We start from the raw sequence: 15,770 nt of genomic DNA, 5'->3' as shown, positions 1-15,770 counted from the left end.
TCGACCACGCAATCTTCGAGGTGCTCCGGCGCAACCGCGTCATCAGGTCGTACCGGGCCCCTCTGCACTGGGCCGAGGTCCGCGCGGAGACCCGCCGGGCGGTGTGACCCGGCTGCAGGTCCGCCGGACGAGTTCACCGGTCTTCGCTTCCCGTACCGCGTACGGCGGGCCCATCTGCCGCGCACGATCCGCACGTCGGCATGACGCAGGAGCTCGGTGAGTGGGTCCTGGACCGCCTGCCCGACTGAGGCTCCTACGGGACGCCAGGCCCGTCGGGGCGGATGTGGACCAGGTCGGCGGTCGTGCCCGCGCCGCACCGGCTGCCAGGGATGTCCCGGGCCTCGGCCTGGCCATCGCAGGCCGGGCACCATCAGCCCGGGTCGCCCGTCGGTGGTGACCACAACGGGCGGCCCGGGCTGCCCTACCCGGCCTGGCAGCCCCAGCCGGTTCGATTCCGAGGGTGTTCTCCAGGAGCCACTGGAGCACCTGCCCAGGTCCTGAAGCGTTCAGAGCGACCGCGCTGCCCGCACCGGGCGGCGCTCCGCTTCACAACCGGCAACCACCCGTCACCGGAACCTGACGTCGGTCAGCGGTCCTGCGACAGTGCCAGGAGTTCGGCGAAGGTGCCGTGGGCATGGACCAGGTCCTCGTACCTGCCCTGTTCTGTGATGCGGCCGTGCTCCATCACCACGATGTGATCGGCGATCCTGGTGTTCTCCAGCCGATGGGTGACCACGACCGTGATGCGGTCGCCGGCGATGGCCTTGATCCGCTCGAAGATGCGGTGCTCGCCGCGCGGGTCCATCTGCGAGGTGGGCTCGTCCAGGATCAGCAGCGACGGCCGACGGTACAGCGCACGCGAACAGGCCAGCCGCTGCCACTGTCCGCCGGACAGCTCCGCGCCACCGAAGATCTCGCGGGCGAGGAGGGTGTCCAGGCGGTCCGGCAGCTCCTCGACCGCCTCGCGCATCCCGACCGCGTCGACGGCCTCCCACACGGGCCCGTCGTCGATGGTGCGGGGCTGGCCCAGGGTGACGTTCTCCCGCACCCGCAGCGGCCACTGGGCGAAGATCTGCGGGACCAGGCCCGTGCGGCTCCAGACGGTGGCGGGGTCGAGATCGGCGAGATCCGCTCCGTTCCAGGTCACGTTGCCTTTGTCGGGCAGGTTGATGCCGGTGAGCAGCCGGGTCAGGGTCGACTTGCCGGAGCCGTTCGTTCCGACGATCGCGAGGATCTGGCCGCGCCGAAGCGTCAGGGAGACGCCCGCGACGGCCGGTGTCTCCTTGCCCGGGTACTGATAGACGACTTCGTCGAGCCGGATCTCGTCGACCGGGCCGGTGACGGCGAGTTTTCCGCGCCGGGGCGCCCGCGCGGCAGCAGCGTCGAGGAACGCCTGCATGTCGCCGAGGTAGAGGCTGGTGTGGAAGACCGCGGCTCCGTTGCTGACGACCTGCGAAAGGGAGGCCAGTGTGGTCTGCACGGCAAGCACCGCGGTCGCTGCGATCGCGAGCCCGATCCGGCCGGTCACGGCGAGCCAGGCCAGTGCGGCCCAGGTGAGGACCAGGAACACACCGCCGGCCAGTGAGGAGAGCAGCGCGATGCGCAGGGTGCGCGGGGCGGCGGCCAGGGTCCGCCGGTCGCACCGTTCGGACAGTGACCGGAACCAGAACAGCAGGTAGTCGGTCATTCCGTTGGCGCGGACCTCGTCACCGTACTTGGGCGTGGTGGACCACCAGCGCATCATCCCCCGCACGTTGCGGTCGGAGACGTTGGCGTAGTGGATCTCGTAGTCCACGCGTGCGGTCAGGACGGCTCCGATCCCGGCGGGCAGGACGGCGAGGAAGAGCAGCGGCAGCATTGTCGGGTTCAGTACCGACAGGACGCCGCCGGCGGTGATCATGCGGATCAGTGCGGACATGAACCTCTGGGCGTCGGTGACCATCACATGGGTGCGCAGCACGCCCATCTCCGCGGCCTCCTGCCGGTCCGCGAACCCGTGCTCCGAGTAGGCCGCGGCCTCGACCCGGCAGACCGCCTCGACCAGGGCGGTGTCCGTCTCGGTGGCCAGCCGCGGGGTGATACGCCGCTCGGCGTACGTGCCCACCGCTCCCGCTGTCCGTGCGAGGGCGGCCGCGACGGCCACGAGGAGGAGTGACGGCATGGCGTCACTCAGCCGTTCGGCCACTGTGCCGGTACCGAGAACGGGCTTCATCGCGCGCGCCGTCGCCGACAGGAGGGCGGCTGTGGACAGGCCCGTCACCAGTTGGCACCAGAGCAGCAGCTGCACCGCCCGGCGGTCGGTCCGCCAGGACAGCCGGGCGATCCGGTGCAGGACCTTCGGAATCTGCCCGCACATCTTGCGGAAGGAGACCTCTGCGAGCGGATTGACCGCGTACTGCCCGCTGTAGCTGATCTCCGCCGGAGGTGGCGGCGGTGGTGCTGTGAGCTGCTGCTTTCCTGTGTCGGTCGAGGTCAACTGAGCCCCCTGGAGGGTCGCTTGGGCATGTCGTACGGCTCAACGACCGGGCGGTCTTTTCGAACACATGTGTTTGAGCCGAGGTGTATTCCGCATGGCAGAGCGAAAATCGGAGCGTGCGGGATGCACCGACCGTTGCTGTGTACGGGCGCGGCTCGGAGTGATGTTGGCCGAAACGCCAACGCCACTCAGAAGCTCAGCCAGGTCCTTCGCAGGCCGTGCTGTTCCGGAGGCGGTTCTCTGCCTGAGCGATCCGCCGGCCATCGGTGCCCTGAAGGCCCTGCGGGAGCACGGGCGGCCGGGCGGACCGCCGTGGTGGGATTCAACGGCACCAAGGACGGGCAGTTCCAGGACCCACCGCTCAGCCCTCACGGGCGAGCAGCCGGCGAACGCACCGGGTCCAACCGGTGCCGGCCGAACCGCCCCCGGGTTCCTGCCCCTGGCCGCCCCCACACGGGAGCTGATGGACCCCGCCGGGCCCTCGTGACCCTCCCCCGCCGGCCGGCCGCACCTCTTCCCCAGCCCGCCGCGGTGGACGACACTCGTCGCAAGATCACAGCACTCTGCGATGGGGAGATCGGGGTGGGCACCTGCGGGACCGCGTGGGACGGGTGCTGACGGGTGCTGACGGGTGAGACCCTGGGCATCCGCTCGGTGGACGGCGGGCCGCTGCTCGCGCAGGACCTCACCACGCGGATGGGCGAACTCCTCTCCGTGGACGGGGTGGTGAACCCGGCCTCGGCGCACGAGAGGCCCTGAGCGGCTTTCCCGTTCCGGACAGGGGTGGGTGGCGGTCCCCCGCCAGCCACCCCTGTCCGCTTCGGGCCCTCTTCGTCCGTCAGCCGTCGGGCCGGGTCGGCGGCGTTCCGCGCGGCATCCGCCGGGGACGCCTGCGCTCGCGACGTCCGACGGGAGCGGGCTGCGCGAGCGGCCGGTCGCGCGACAGAATTTTGCACAGTGCGCAAACTTGCATAGCATGCACTTCATGAGTGCCGACGACATGCCTCTCGGGCTGCGCGAGCGCAAGAAGCGCGCGACGCGCGACGCCCTCGCGGACGTGGCGCTGCGCATGGCCGCGGACCGCGGGATCGAGAACGTGACCGTGGAAGCGGTCACCGATGCGGTCGGCGTCTCCGTACGCACCTTCTTCAACTACTTCCCGTGCCTTGAGGACGCGATCACCCGTCCAAACCAGGACAACGCCGAGCGGGCCCGTCGGGCGGTGCTCGACGCGCCGAAGGATCTCACGGCACTCAGCGCCCTGCGCGAGGCGATCGGCCAGAAACTCGCCCATATCGAGGAGGACCACGAACGCTGGGAGCTCCAGATGGCCGTGCTCAGGAAGAGCCCTGCGCTGCTGTCCGGATTCCTGGCCGCCCAAGGCGCGGACGAACGCGCGCTGGTCGCTGCCGTGGCCGAGCGCCTCGGCCAGGATCCCGAGTCCGATCTCTATCCCCGGCTCCTCGCGCACGTGACGATCGCCGCCGTGCGCGCCGCCGTCGAGCTCTGGGTGGCCTCCGGCCGTACTCGCACCTTCCAGAGCATCTATCACGAGGCGTTCGCCTCACTGGCCGCCGGCCTGAACGACTGAAGCACATCCGAAGACCCCCACCCGGGGCCTGTCACCCGAGAAACCAGAGAATGAGGAACGCCAGCCGATGAGCGCTGCCGTCACACCTGAAACCGGTACTGCCGGTGCGTCCGAGCAGGCCGCGCCGGCCATGACGCGTCGTCACATACTCCAGGCCATGTCGGGCCTGATGGCCGGCATGTTCGTGGCCATCCTGGCCTCCACCGTGGTCTCCAACGCACTTCCCAGGATCATCGCCGATCTGCACGGCAGCCAGTCCTCGTACACCTGGGTGGTCACCGCCGAGCTTCTGGCGATGACGGCGACCGTCCCGATCTGGGGCAAGCTGTCCGACCTCTACGACAAGAAGCTGCTCATCCAGCTTTCTCTTTCGATGTTCATCGTCGGCTCGCTCGTCGCAGGCTTCTCGCACAGCGTCGGCCTGCTCATCGTGAGCCGTGTGGTGCAGGGCATCGGCGCGGGCGGTCTCACGGCGCTCGCACAGGTCGTGATGGCAGCGATCATTCCGCCGCGTGAACTCGGCCGCTACTCCGGCATCTTCGGCGCCGTGTTCACCGTCGGCACCGTCGCAGGACCGCTCATCGGCGGTGTCCTCGTGGACACCTCCTGGCTGGGGTGGCGCTGGTGCTTCTTCATCGGTGTGCCGTTCGCGCTGCTCGCGATCGTGCTGCTCCAGCTCACCCTGAAGCTGCCCACGGTCCGCCGAGAGGTGAAGATCGACTATCTCGGTGCCGTGCTCATCATGAGCGGGGTCAGCGCACTGCTGCTGTGGGTGACCCTCGCGGGCAACCGGTTCGACTGGGCGTCGTGGCAGACCGCTGCCCTGGTCACCGCCGGTGTGGTCCTGCTGGCCGTCGCGGTGCTGGTCGAGTCCAAGGTCCAGGAACCGATCATCCCGCTGGACATCTTCCGCAACCGCACCGTGACGCTGACGACCGTGGCAAGCCTGCTGGTCGGCGTGGCCATGTTCGGTGGCACGGTGTTCCTCTCCCAGTACTTCCAGATCTCGCTCGGCAAGACGCCGACCATCGCGGGCCTGATGAGCCTGCCGATGATCCTCGGTCTGATGGTCTCCACGACCGTCGCCGGGCAGATCATCTCCGCCCGGGGCAAGTGGAAGGGCTTCCTGATCGCGGGCGGCATCATCATGACCGCAGGCATGGGCCTGCTGTCCACGATCAGCGCGGATTCCTCGTTCGGGCTGCTCAGCGTCTACATGGTGGTACTCGGCGTGGGCGTCGGCATGTTGATGCAGAACCTGGTGCTCGCGGCCCAGAACGACGTACCCGCGTCGGAGCTCGGCGCGGCGACCTCGGTGCTGTCGTTCTTCCGCAGCCTCGGTGGGGCGATCGGCACGAGCGCGCTGGGCGCCGTGCTCAGCCACCGGGTGGCGAGCGAGATGGCGAAGGGCTTCGGCGGGGCGGCGGACAACGGGGGCGTCGGCCATGGCGTTCCCGACCTGTCCACCCTTCCCGAACCGGCCCGGCAGGTGGTCGAGCACGCGTACGGGGTCGCGACCGCGGATGTCTTCCTGATCGGGGCCCCCTTCGCGTTCCTCGCCCTGATCGCGGTGCTGTTCATCAAGGAGAAGCCGCTCAAGACGCAGAGCGGCATGGAACGGCTCGCGCAGGAGAACGCCGCAGCGGCAAAGTAGCCGACTGCACCGGCGCACTGATTCCGCCGAGTTCGAAGAAGACGACGAAGAAGTAGTCGTAGTAGTAGGCGGAGGCAGGCCGCTGTGGCCGGACGAAATCCGCGGGCCCGTGAGATGCGGGGTACGCGCGGAGGACGTGACGGGCACGGCGGCCTGCCTCCGCCTCGTCCAGGGGTACGAACAGACCGCCGTCGGCCGGAGCGCCGGTCATTCGTAGTGGGGCACGGCAGCACCGGCCGCCGATCGGCGTGGAGCGGTCGTCCCCGGTTGTCGGCCGGGGGCCGGTGTCAGCCGGGGCCGGTGTCCCTGGTGTCAGCCGGTGGGAGGCGGCAGCCACGCGCCCGACTGTGCTACGCGGTTGGGTTTCTTCCCGGCGGAGCGGTTGCTGATGAGCGCCTGCCGGATCTGTGCTGCAGTCGCCCGTGCGTGTTCCGAGGTGGAAATCGCGTCGGCAGTGGCGGGGACGAAGCGGTGGGCGGGCCGCTGACAGTACGGGCAGGGCGCTCCGTCGGCGAGGAGGTAGCCGTCCTCGCAGGCCCGGTTCGAGCAGGGGCCGGGTCGCACGAGGCACTCGGCGATCTCCTGGGGTGCCCAGCGGCGACGGTTCTCCTCGTCGCGTTCGTGGATCGCGTGGGACCAGCGGTTGCTCCAGCGCCTTTCGATACGGTCGAGGAGCTGGGCAGCCGACCGCTGCTCGAGTTCCTCGAACAGAATGTCGGGCAGGGTGCGCGGGACCCGGTGTCCGAGGGCCTGGAGCAGTGGTTGGGGAAAGCCCTGCATGATGAAGCGGATCGGGTCGTTGCCCGGACTCTGCTTCCACTGCTGGCAGTGGCAGGCTCCTCCGTCGGGCAGCGGGTTGTGGCAGCGGGTGCACAGCCCGCGGCAGTCCACGCAGATCCCGTCGTTGAGCCCGTCCAGGTGCGGGGCCGGCGCCCTGCCGCACTCGCGGCAGCAGGCCGCGCACAGGCCGCACAGCCGCTCGGTGCCCTGCTGGGTCGTCCAGTTCCGCTGTTGGCAGCGGCAGCACAGAGTGGTGTTGCAGTAGTCGCTGTGCTCGCCGTTGTGCCGGCCGAGGGGAGCGAAGGACACGGTGCTTCCTCTTTTCGGAGCCAGGCGGAGCCAGGTGGATGCGACGGGCGCTGCTTCGGCAGGCGATGCGGCTCCGTACAGCCTAGTGAATCAGCACCGTTCCGGACGGCACGGCCCAATGCCGACAATCGCCCTCGGTAAGACCTCGCCCTCGGTAAGACCTCGCTCTCGGGCGCGACGAATCGTCCGCGGCCGCACCGGGCAGCAACGCCTCGGCCTCCCGCTCTCAGGACGTCTCCCCGATGAACCGGCGCAGTTCATGGGCGAGTGCCGCCGGATTGTCCATGGGGACCAGCGTTCCGGCCTCGGGGATCTCGACGTAATGCCCTTGCGGCAGCAGTTCGGCGAGGCGCCGGCCGGTCCGGGGCGGCATCATCCGGTCCTCCGCACCCCAGGCCACCAGCGCCGGCCGGTCGAAGTGCCGCAGTCGTTCGGCGGCCCGCAGATAGGTGTCCTTCTGTGTGGAGCGCAGAAAGCGGGCGAGGTCCCGGCGGATCGCCCGGTCGGTCAGCAGCGGCCGGTACCAGCGGCGCACCCGCTCGTACGGGATCCCGCGCACCGTCATGCCGCCCAGTGAGCTGCGCATCGCCGCCAGGAAGGGCACCCGGAAGGACTGGAGAAGCAGGAACAGTCCGCCCGGCACGCGACTCGCGGCCAACAAGGTGCGGCCCTGGACGCCCGGCGGATAGTTGTCGAGCGCCTCGCAGGAGGTGAGCACCAGTCGGGCGATGCGTTCGTCGCGTACGCCGGGCAGGAGCTGGGCCGTGCCCGCGTCGTTCTGCACCAGCGTGACCTCGCGCAGGTCCAGCCGTTCCAGGAATTCGGCGAGCAGGTCCGCCACGCCCTGGGCCGACAGGTCCGCGGACGGCCGCATCGGCCGGCGGTGGCTGCCGAGCGGCAGTACGGGGACCACCACGCGGAAGTCCTCGCGCAGATCCGCCACGAGGGCGTCCCAGACCGATCCGTCGAAAGCGAGCCCATGGACGAGCACCACGGTCTCGCCCGCACCATCCCCGGTGTCGGTGTACTCGATGGTTCCGGCGCTCAGCTCGATCTCCGGCATCGTATGGCCTCCCCTGACCGTCACTAGATAGACCGATCTAGTGAGAGACTATCCGGCATGAGGACCACCGGCGACACCAGGCAGCGGATTGTCACTGCCGCCACCGAACTCTTCCGGCGGCAGGGCTACTCGGCGACCGGCATGAAGCAGATCGTCGCGGAGGCCGGGGCCCCGTACGGCTCGGCGTACCACTTCTTCCCCGGCGGCAAGGGCCAGCTCGGCGAGGAGGTGATCCGCACCTCCGGAGCTGCCTACCTGGAGCTGATCGGCGGTCTTTTCGCCGACCCCGGGGCGGATCCGGCGGCCGCCACGGCTGCCGCCTTCACAGGCGCGGCCGAGACCCTCCGGGAGCTGGATTTCGCCGATCCGTGCCCGATCGCCACCGTGGCACTGGAGGTCGCCAGTACACACGAGGGGTTGCGTCGCGCAACGGCGGATGTCTTCGCCTCGTGGGTCGAGGCCCTCGCCGGCTTCTACGCCGGGGCGGGCATCGAGGCGGACACCGCCCGGGACACCGCGGGGTCGGTGATCGCCCTGCTGGAAGGGGCCTTCATGCTCGCCCGCGCGGCCCACGACACTGCCCCGGTCTTCGCTGCCGCCCGGGCGTCCGCCGCGATCGTCCGTGACGCCCTGGGGTCCGGCTGAGTAATGCCGGCCCGGTCGCGCGCACCCATCTGCGCAGCCCCAGGAACCAACACACCCCGAGCGGCGCTCGACGACTGGTCATCCCCCGCCGCGCCGACGGGTGCTCTGCACTCACCTCGGACCGGGCAACGAAACGAAGAGACGGCACATGCGGATCGAATACGACGCATCGGCAACCGGGTTCTCGGCCGGAGCCCGGAGACTCCGGAAACGCCCGCCGTGCCGTCCCGTCCTCCGGGTCTCGTTGCGACTCTTCCACTTCCATCGCCGAAAAACCGCTTCGCCACGAGAGGCGGCGCCGCACCCGTGCGGCCCTCATCGTTCACGGGGTCCGGCGTCTCCAGGGCGATGTCTGTTTTCCGCCAGCGCCGGGAGGTGCACCTGCGGATGCTGGAGCCATGACCACAACCACGACCTACGAGGTGCGGGCCATCGATCCCGCCGTACTGAAACAACTGCGGGAACGGGACGACGCCGATCGCACCCGGGAACCCGTCACCGATCCGGAGGGCGGTGCCCCGCTGCGCTGCTGTCTGCGGCACAGCGAGGCTGGCGAGCGGATCGTCCTCGTCTCGTACGCGCCGTTGCGTCGCTGGGCGATGGAGACGGGCGCCGAACCGGGCCCGTACGACGAGTGCGGCCCGGTATTCGTTCACGCCGAGGAGTGCGGTGGCCCGACGTCCGACCCTGGCTATCCGGTCGAACTGCACGGTGCTCGCCGGGTGTTGCGTGCCTACGACGTCCAGGGGCACATCCTCGGCGGTCGACTGATCGAGATCCCCAAGGAGCGGGCCACCGAGGTGGACCAGGCGCTGCGCGAGGTCTTCGCCGATCCGGAAGTAGCACTGGTACACGTACGCGCAGTGGAGTTCGGCTGTTTCATGGTCGAGATCCGCCGCCGGTAGAGGAGGCGGAGCGCGCCCGGAAGAATTGGCGTCTTCCTCTGGGCGCCACCCGAACAGGGTGAATGCTGGGACCGTTCCGCATGCCATCCCGCCACGCAGACCTGCCGACGAGCGGGTGGCGGGCGTGAGCAGATCGACGTGTGGGGGTCTCCTCGGCCGACGAAGCCACAACTCTGGTGGGTGGGTGTCTGACCGGGCATACGGAGCCGGTGACGACCGTGGCAACCGCATCGGTCTCGGGTCGTCGTGTCGCGGTCTCCGGAAGCCTGGACACGACCATTCGACTCTGGGACGTCGCCACCGCCCGCCCTGTGGGTGTGCCCCTCACCGGTCACACCCAGGGGGTGTACGCCATGGCGACGGCAATGGTCGCGGGCCGTCCCGTGGCGGTCAGTTCGAGCCACGACACCACCGTGCGCGTCTGGGATCTGGTCACCGTCCGACAGGTCGGCAGGTTGCCGACCGGGCACGCGTACCCGGTGTGGGCGGTGGCGACGTCCGTCGTCGACGGCCGCCCCACCGCCGTCACGGGCTGCGTCGACGGCAGCCTTCGTATCTGGGCCACGACAAGATCCGTGCCCTCACGTCGGCCGACCTCCACGACCGGCCCATCGCCCTCACCGCCGGCGACGACAGCACCATCCTCATCCACCACTGCCCCGCCGCCTGGCCCCGGGCTGCCAGATGCCGCCCAGTGGTGCGATCAGCCGGATTCATGTGCCTGCACCGCCGATGGTGCGGGCACATGTTTCCGGCGCCGCTGGGGGTGGGAGCACTCGGGCCTGCGACAGCCGCATACACCCGTGCTGCGCAGATACTCACGTCCCCAGCGGCACGCCCAGCCTGCCCCACGAGTCGTTCCCCCGGCGGGCGTTGAATCGCAGGTCGGTACACGTATCTGTGCACTCGGCCCCGCTCACCCTCTCGGCGTCGGCATACGTACCGGTGGCGGGGTGGGCATACGTACGGCCGTGTCGACGCCCCTTCCGCTCCGAGCGGCGCCGAGACGACAGGGCACCCGCTGCGGCGCGACCGTGGACCAGGCCGTGGACCAAGGCGTGGACCAGGCCGCGGACTAGGCTTTCAGCACCGAAGCGATCTCCGTACGCGAATCGACGTCGAGCTTGGTGAGAATGCGCTCGACGTGTGTGTCCGCAGTCCGCTTGGAGATCACAAGATGCTCGGCAACCTCCCGGTTGGACAGTCCTCGTGCGACCAGCGTGGCGACTTCCCGTTCCCGCGGGGTGAGTACGTCGGTTGCCGTGGGCTCCCGCCGACTGCGGGGCAGACGCCGCGCCGCCGGCGGCCTGTCGGTGTCCGCCCGCACCGCCTCCAGGATCTCGGTCCCCGACAACCGTGCCCCCACGCCGTGCCAGCGTTCGTACTCCGCTTCGCCCAGCGCTTCCCGCACGGCGTTCCGGGTTGCCTCCTGCTGTTCCAGCACGGCCGTCAGCATGGCCACGGGGTCGCCGCTCAGCCGCCGCGCGCCTTCCGCGTACCCCAGCAACCATGCTGCCCTGGCGAACCGTTCCTGCTGTGCGGCGTGCCAGGACAGGCCCAGACAGCAGAGCGCCGCGACCAGCACGTCCCCGATCTCGCTCATGGCGTCCAGGGCCTGCCGCAGCGCGTCGGCACCTTCCTCGTGGCGTCCGGCAAGCCAGAGAATGAGGCCCCGTGCCGCGAGTGTGGAACCGTAGAACTGACGGTCACCCGTGTCGTGCAGATGGGCAAGCCCCACCTCGCACAGCTCCAGGGCCCCGTCGGTGTCTCCGAGCACCGCCCGCAGCAGGGCGCCTTCGTAGTGCACCATGCTGATGCCCAGTGAGTCGCCCACGGCGACGATGCGCCGACGCCCTTGTTCCAGCTCGGCCAGTCCCTCGTCGATTTCACCGCACAGGGCCCTCATCGCTCCGATGTACGGTTCCGCGAACAGCGCCACGCGCTGTTCATCGCAGTTCAGTGCCGCCTCCCGTGCCTGCTGGAAGAAGGTCGGCGCCGCTGCGAGATCAGCGGTCCAGGTGGCGAACACTCCGGTCATGAACAGGCCCCAGGCCTGCTCGGCGCAGCCCTCGGGCACCAGGCGGAGCCCCTTGTCGATCCAGTACCGCCCCTCCGACAGGGTGCCGGTCGCCCTCCAGTGCGGGGCAAGCTGCACGGCAAGGCTCAGCCCTTCCGCTGCGCGGCCCGTGGCCGTGAAGGCGTACTTCATCGCGGCCCGGATGTCCGCGATCTGGCTGCGCACCGCTTGGTGAAGCTCGGCCTGGGCCGGAGTGATCAGTTCGTCCCAGAAACGCCGGGCCGTGTCGCGATGGTGCTCGAAGTGCCGCCCGCGCACGGCGGCCGCGTCGCTCTCCTCGTCGAGGCGCTCGGCACCGTATTCACGGATCGTGTCCAGGAGCCGGTAGCGCGCCCCGTCCTCGCCGACGCGTTGTACGACCGACTTGTCCACCAGGCCGAACAGCGCTTCCAGGACGGCGTCGGACGGGAGTCCCTCGCCCCCGCCCACCCGTTCCGCAGCCGACAGTTCGAAGGGCCCGGCGAAGACGGACAGGCGCGCCCACAGCAGGCGCTCCGCCGGGGTGCAGAGCTCGTGGGACCAGCCGATGGTCGTACGCAGCGTCTGATGCCGGGCGCAGGCGGCACGTTGCCCACCGGTGAACACCTCGAACCGGCGATCCAGCCGGGCCACCAACTCGGCGAGCGGTGCGACCCGCAGACGCACAGCGGCCAGTTCGAGGGCGAGCGGGATTCTGTCGAGCCGTTCGACGAGCGCCAGCGTCTGGGTCCGGTTGGATTCGGTGACGGTCCAGCCCGGCAGGACACGGGCGGCTCGCTGCGTGAACAGCTCCAGGGCATCGTCCACTTCGAGCGGGGCTATCGGCATCGTCTGCTCGTCGGCCACATCGAGGGGCTGCCGACTGGTGGCCAGGATGCACACCTCGGCGGCCTCGCGCAGGAGGACGTCGCAGAGTACGGCGCATGCGTCGACCATGTGCTCGCAGGTGTCGAGCACGATGAGCAACTGCAGTCCCTTGAGGTGGGCGACGACCGCGTCCAGCGGTTCCATCCCGGCGTGTTCCGGGACCCCCAGCACGGTGGCCAGCGTCTCGGGTACCAGTTCGGGGTCGGACAAGGCCGACAGCTCGGCCAGCCACACCCCGTCCGGAAACCGCTCCCGCAGGCCCTCAGCCGCGCGCAGAGCGGTGCGGCTCTTGCCGACACCTCCGGGCCCCACCAGCGTGACGAGCCGCACCTCGCAGAAGGCTTCCTGAATGAGCGAGATCTCCTCGGCACGTCCTACGAAACTGGTCCGCTCTGCAGGGGGTTGCCCGCTGCGCCGCTGCCCGAAGCCGAATCCCATGGGGCCCCCGTGGTGATCAAGTACCCGCACCTTCGCGAGATGTCAGCACAGTGTAGATGTGCAACTTCGGAGTGTTGTCAACGTTTGAATGTATGCGTAGATATTGTGAGGGTTGGGGGGTGAAGGAGTGCCGGGTGCGGGCGGAGCACACGCACCCGAGACGTCCCAGCCCCGTGTCAGGGGGAACTGTTTCAGGGAAAGACTTCCGACGCCGTGGTGCTGGCAGTCCGTACGCTTCAGAGGGCGAAGCTCTCGGTGTGAATTCGCTTCTGCGGAACTCCGGCCTGGACGAGTACCGAGACTGCCGCGACGGTCATGCCGCGCCCGCACAGATAGACGGCGCGCCTGGCGAGATCGGGGACCAGTCTGCGCAGTGTCTGCGGTGCGAGCGGATTGAACGAGGCGTCGGACGGGCCGAGCCCGCACTCCACCGCATGCCGGGCCTTGTAGTCCCCCGAGTCGGACTTCGGCGGCCTGCCAGACGGCGGTGACCGCCGTCTCCCTCAGCCCCGTCCCTCTCGGCCCCGGAGGCCGGTCGAGGATGAGTCGTCGGCGACGCTGTCAGGGGCCGGACACGGTGAAGAGTGCACCGTCGGGGTCACGGATGATGAAGGCGTCCTTCGAAGGGTCGTCGAGTGCGGGAACCAATGACGATTCACCACCGGCGTCGATGGCTGCGGCCGCGGCCCGTGCGCTGTCTGCGACGCGGAAGTCGACGATCCATCGGGGACGGATTCTGGGGTCCGCGGCAGTTTCGATACCTCCGCCACGCAGGGTGGCTACCGTGCGCCCGTCGAGCCTGACGCGGACGTGGTCCTGCGCGTAGTCGACCGTACAGCCGCCCGGCGGTTCGGCCCAGCCGAAGACCTCCGCGTAGAAGATGGCCGCCTCGAAGGCGTGGCGAGTCTGCAGGTCCAGACGTGCGGCGCTGCCGTGCCCCACCGACCAGGCAAGGGCCGTGCCTTCCCAGAAGCCGAAGACGGCCCCGTCGCGGTCGGCGGCGATCGCCGCGCGGCCCTCGCCCAGTTTCACGGGCCCGACGGCGAGCGTGGCGCCGCGCTCCCTGACCCGGTCCGCGGTCTCGTCGGCATCGTCCACCGCGAAGTACGGGGTCCAGATGGCGGGAGGGCTGGCGGCTGGAGAGCAGCATCCGATCCCGGCGACGGGCCGACCGTGCGCCATGGCCACGGAGAAGTTGCTGCCGAGGGCGCTGGCAACGAAATCCCAGCCCATGACATCGGCGTAGAAGGCCTGGGCCGCGTGCAGATCGCGTGCCATCAGGCTGACCCAGCAGGGAGCGCCGTTTACGGGCCTGATCCTTCCGAGGGCCGGCATTCGATGCTCCTTCGGGTGTCTCGCCGCTGCCGATGGCCCATGGGCTGCGCCTCGATCTGCGCGAACAACGCCTCCACGTCACGACTGTCCGTCGTGAGTTCCGCGATCACATTGCCGTCGTTCCCCATGGCTGCCCGTTCCCCAGGCTTGGTATCCCGCAGCGCACAGGTGCTTACGTCCAGTCCACAGGCCGAGAATCGCCTCCGGTTCTTCGAGGCCGGCCCGCTCCGTGAAGAGCAGCACATCAAGGTCGGAACGGGCCAGACCGTTGGGCTCGCCCCTGTCTCCGTAACCGACCGTCGCACGGTGTCCGCCGGTCGGTGACGGACGTGCGTGACGACCGGCAGGGCCGAGTTCGTGATCTAACCGTGTACCTCAGGCTGCTCCACCGCACCTCAGCGCACCTGCTCCCGCGCCGGTTCCCACACCGCCGGCCGGTGAGGGAGTCCAGTACCGGCAACAGGGCTACGTAGCGGTAGCCACGTGACCGGGTACGACGCCGCCGAGCTCATGCACCCTTGGTTGGCGCGGTCGAAGCACCCGTCACCAGCACCTGAAGGAATCGAGGGCGCCCGCCGAGGGTGCCTCTGCGATCAGATCGTCGCGGTCCGTGGCCGGTGCTCGGGCAGCCACCCCTCGGCGTACGCGACGGCGTCGGCCAGGTCGAACAGCCGGGCCTCCGCTCCGCCCACTGTGGCCCGTACCACCGGGCGTTCCTTCTCGAAGGCCGCACCCAGGTCGTCGAAGCGGTCCGCGGAGATCGAGACGTCGCGGACAGTTGCCCATCTACGGCCCTGTGGAGTGATGACGGCGAAGGAGTTGTCCGCCCGCGGCGAGGCGACCCGGTACTCGGCCAGGTGGAACGCCGTGCAGGATTCGAAGCCCGCACCCAGGAGAAGAACCCGCGCCCCGGCTTCTTCCAGCCGGGCGAGCGGACTGTGCTCGCCCAGCCGGCAGTCGAGTGCGTGGCCATCCGTGATCGTGGCGGCGCGTGGGCCCACCGCCGCGAAGGAGGTCTGCGGATGGCGACTGCGAACGGCGCCCGGCCAGTTACGGACGGTCTCCGGGATGACTCCGACACCGAGGGTGGGAGTGGTCCGTGCGTCAAACGCCGGCATCGAGGCACGGATGTCCGCCCACCACGCCTCGGGCACGGGCGGGTGCCCCCAGTACGCCGGATCCGAATTGTCACCGGAGTGGGCCGGCACCACCAGGGTTCCGCCATCGCCGAGTGCGTCGAGCAGGGCCATGACGACAACGCCGGGACCGCCGCAGACCCAGCCGAGCGAGCTGAGCGAGGAGTGCACAAGGAGGGTCTCGCCCGGGCGCAGGCCCATTGCGCGGAAGTCGGAGGCGAGCGAGTCACGGGTACACATCGGGCCGGTCAAAGGCTTGATAGACATAACCAGTCAGTGTCCGGGCACCGCGGCACCCGGACCACTGAATTTCGGCTCACGCTCAGGTCCGTCGTTGTGTACAAGTATTTCCGGGGCTCGCACGGTGGTGTCGTCTCGGCCACGGGCCGCGGGCAGCAAGCCAACAGCAACGTGGCCTAGTACTCCAGTACGGTTTCGTGATCTATCCCGTGGGTTCATCGGCGGATCGTCGTCGGTAGTGGCTGCGACGGGCTGTGGCCTGGTGCTTTCGGCGC

13 protein-coding genes are annotated in these 15,770 nt (G+C 69.5%); 6 read left to right on the top strand and 7 right to left on the bottom strand.

Annotated features, from left to right (window positions below; all coding sequences use genetic code 11):
* Window positions 1-586: 586 nt before the first annotated feature.
* Window positions 587-2,476 carry an ABC transporter ATP-binding protein gene (locus ABZY11_RS35455; RefSeq protein ID WP_356483117.1) on the bottom strand — a complete coding sequence of 630 codons (1,890 nt, stop codon included), beginning with the start codon at window positions 2,474-2,476 and terminating at the stop codon, window positions 587-589.
* A gap of 621 nt (window positions 2,477-3,097) precedes the next feature.
* On the opposite strand from ABZY11_RS35455, the gene ABZY11_RS35450 reads away from it, so the two are divergent.
* The 3 genes from ABZY11_RS35450 (at window position 3,098) to ABZY11_RS35440 (ending at window position 5,721) form a co-directional block, all read left to right on the top strand.
* Window positions 3,098-3,235 carry a hypothetical protein gene (locus tag ABZY11_RS35450; protein ID WP_356483116.1) on the top strand — a complete coding sequence of 46 codons (138 nt, stop codon included), beginning with the start codon at window positions 3,098-3,100 and terminating at the stop codon, window positions 3,233-3,235.
* A 226-nt stretch (window positions 3,236-3,461) separates the two neighbouring features.
* The gene (locus ABZY11_RS35445; RefSeq protein WP_356483115.1) at window positions 3,462-4,067 is read left to right on the top strand and encodes a TetR family transcriptional regulator; all 606 of its coding nucleotides are present in this window, start codon (window positions 3,462-3,464) and stop codon (window positions 4,065-4,067) included.
* 67 nt (window positions 4,068-4,134) lie between these two features.
* Entirely contained in the window at window positions 4,135-5,721 is a 1,587-nt protein-coding gene (locus tag ABZY11_RS35440) for an MDR family MFS transporter (RefSeq protein ID WP_356483114.1), read from the top strand.
* 312 nt (window positions 5,722-6,033) lie between these two features.
* On the opposite strand, the gene ABZY11_RS35435 is transcribed toward ABZY11_RS35440, so the two are convergent.
* Together ABZY11_RS35435 and ABZY11_RS35430 are read right to left on the bottom strand one after the other, a co-directional pair.
* Window positions 6,034-6,810, bottom strand: a complete 777-nt coding sequence (locus ABZY11_RS35435) for a hypothetical protein (RefSeq protein ID WP_356483113.1) — start codon at window positions 6,808-6,810, stop codon at window positions 6,034-6,036.
* Between the two features lie 226 nt (window positions 6,811-7,036).
* Window positions 7,037-7,873, bottom strand: a complete 837-nt coding sequence (locus ABZY11_RS35430; RefSeq protein ID WP_356483112.1) for an alpha/beta hydrolase — start codon at window positions 7,871-7,873, stop codon at window positions 7,037-7,039.
* Between the two features lie 57 nt (window positions 7,874-7,930).
* Here ABZY11_RS35430 and ABZY11_RS35425 point away from each other — a divergent pair, with 57 nt between their 5' ends.
* The 3 genes from ABZY11_RS35425 to ABZY11_RS35415 all read left to right on the top strand — a co-directional run bounded on the left by ABZY11_RS35425 (window position 7,931) and on the right by ABZY11_RS35415 (window position 10,502).
* Window positions 7,931-8,518, top strand: coding sequence for a TetR/AcrR family transcriptional regulator (locus ABZY11_RS35425; RefSeq protein WP_356483111.1), 588 nt, complete (start codon window positions 7,931-7,933; stop codon window positions 8,516-8,518).
* 398 nt (window positions 8,519-8,916) lie between these two features.
* Window positions 8,917-9,423, top strand: a complete 507-nt coding sequence (locus ABZY11_RS35420) for a DUF1203 domain-containing protein (RefSeq protein ID WP_356483110.1) — start codon at window positions 8,917-8,919, stop codon at window positions 9,421-9,423.
* Between the two features lie 140 nt (window positions 9,424-9,563).
* Window positions 9,564-10,502 carry a hypothetical protein gene (locus ABZY11_RS35415; protein WP_356483109.1) on the top strand — a complete coding sequence of 313 codons (939 nt, stop codon included), beginning with the start codon at window positions 9,564-9,566 and terminating at the stop codon, window positions 10,500-10,502.
* On the opposite strand, the gene ABZY11_RS35410 is transcribed toward ABZY11_RS35415, so the two are convergent.
* The 4 genes from ABZY11_RS35410 to ABZY11_RS35395 all read right to left on the bottom strand — a co-directional run bounded on the left by ABZY11_RS35410 (window position 10,499) and on the right by ABZY11_RS35395 (window position 15,522).
* Window positions 10,499-12,784, bottom strand: coding sequence for a LuxR C-terminal-related transcriptional regulator (locus tag ABZY11_RS35410; RefSeq protein WP_356483108.1), 2,286 nt, complete (start codon window positions 12,782-12,784; stop codon window positions 10,499-10,501). The genes ABZY11_RS35415 and ABZY11_RS35410 overlap by 4 nt on opposite strands.
* Window positions 12,785-13,020: 236 nt before the next feature.
* The gene (locus ABZY11_RS35405; protein WP_356483107.1) at window positions 13,021-13,215 is read right to left on the bottom strand and encodes a hypothetical protein; all 195 of its coding nucleotides are present in this window, start codon (window positions 13,213-13,215) and stop codon (window positions 13,021-13,023) included.
* A 130-nt stretch (window positions 13,216-13,345) separates the two neighbouring features.
* Complete coding sequence (locus ABZY11_RS35400; RefSeq protein ID WP_356483106.1) at window positions 13,346-14,119, bottom strand: VOC family protein; 774 nt, start codon at window positions 14,117-14,119, stop codon at window positions 13,346-13,348.
* A gap of 593 nt (window positions 14,120-14,712) precedes the next feature.
* The gene (locus ABZY11_RS35395; protein ID WP_356483105.1) at window positions 14,713-15,522 is read right to left on the bottom strand and encodes an AAC(3) family N-acetyltransferase; all 810 of its coding nucleotides are present in this window, start codon (window positions 15,520-15,522) and stop codon (window positions 14,713-14,715) included.
* Window positions 15,523-15,770 lie beyond the last annotated feature (248 nt).

This window comes from Streptomyces sp. NPDC006510 (genome assembly GCF_040611955.1).
In the GTDB taxonomy this organism is placed as follows: Bacteria; Actinomycetota; Actinomycetes; order Streptomycetales; family Streptomycetaceae; genus Streptomyces.
This window is presented reverse-complemented; position numbering and strand designations above follow the sequence as displayed.

Excerpts from the sequence above, each read along its gene's own strand:
- ABZY11_RS35445 (WP_356483115.1), top strand. The coding sequence starts at position 3,462 with ATGAGTGCCGACGACATGCCTCTCGGGCTGCGCGAGCGCAAGAAGCGC.
- ABZY11_RS35440 (WP_356483114.1), top strand. The coding sequence starts at position 4,135 with ATGAGCGCTGCCGTCACACCTGAAACCGGTACTGCCGGTGCGTCCGAG.
- ABZY11_RS35430 (WP_356483112.1), bottom strand. The coding sequence starts at position 7,873 with ATGCCGGAGATCGAGCTGAGCGCCGGAACCATCGAGTACACCGACACC.
- ABZY11_RS35425 (WP_356483111.1), top strand. The coding sequence starts at position 7,931 with ATGAGGACCACCGGCGACACCAGGCAGCGGATTGTCACTGCCGCCACC.
- ABZY11_RS35420 (WP_356483110.1), top strand. The coding sequence starts at position 8,917 with ATGACCACAACCACGACCTACGAGGTGCGGGCCATCGATCCCGCCGTA.
- ABZY11_RS35410 (WP_356483108.1), bottom strand. The coding sequence starts at position 12,784 with ATGGGATTCGGCTTCGGGCAGCGGCGCAGCGGGCAACCCCCTGCAGAG.
- ABZY11_RS35400 (WP_356483106.1), bottom strand. The coding sequence starts at position 14,119 with ATGCCGGCCCTCGGAAGGATCAGGCCCGTAAACGGCGCTCCCTGCTGG.
- ABZY11_RS35395 (WP_356483105.1), bottom strand. The coding sequence starts at position 15,522 with ATGTCTATCAAGCCTTTGACCGGCCCGATGTGTACCCGTGACTCGCTC.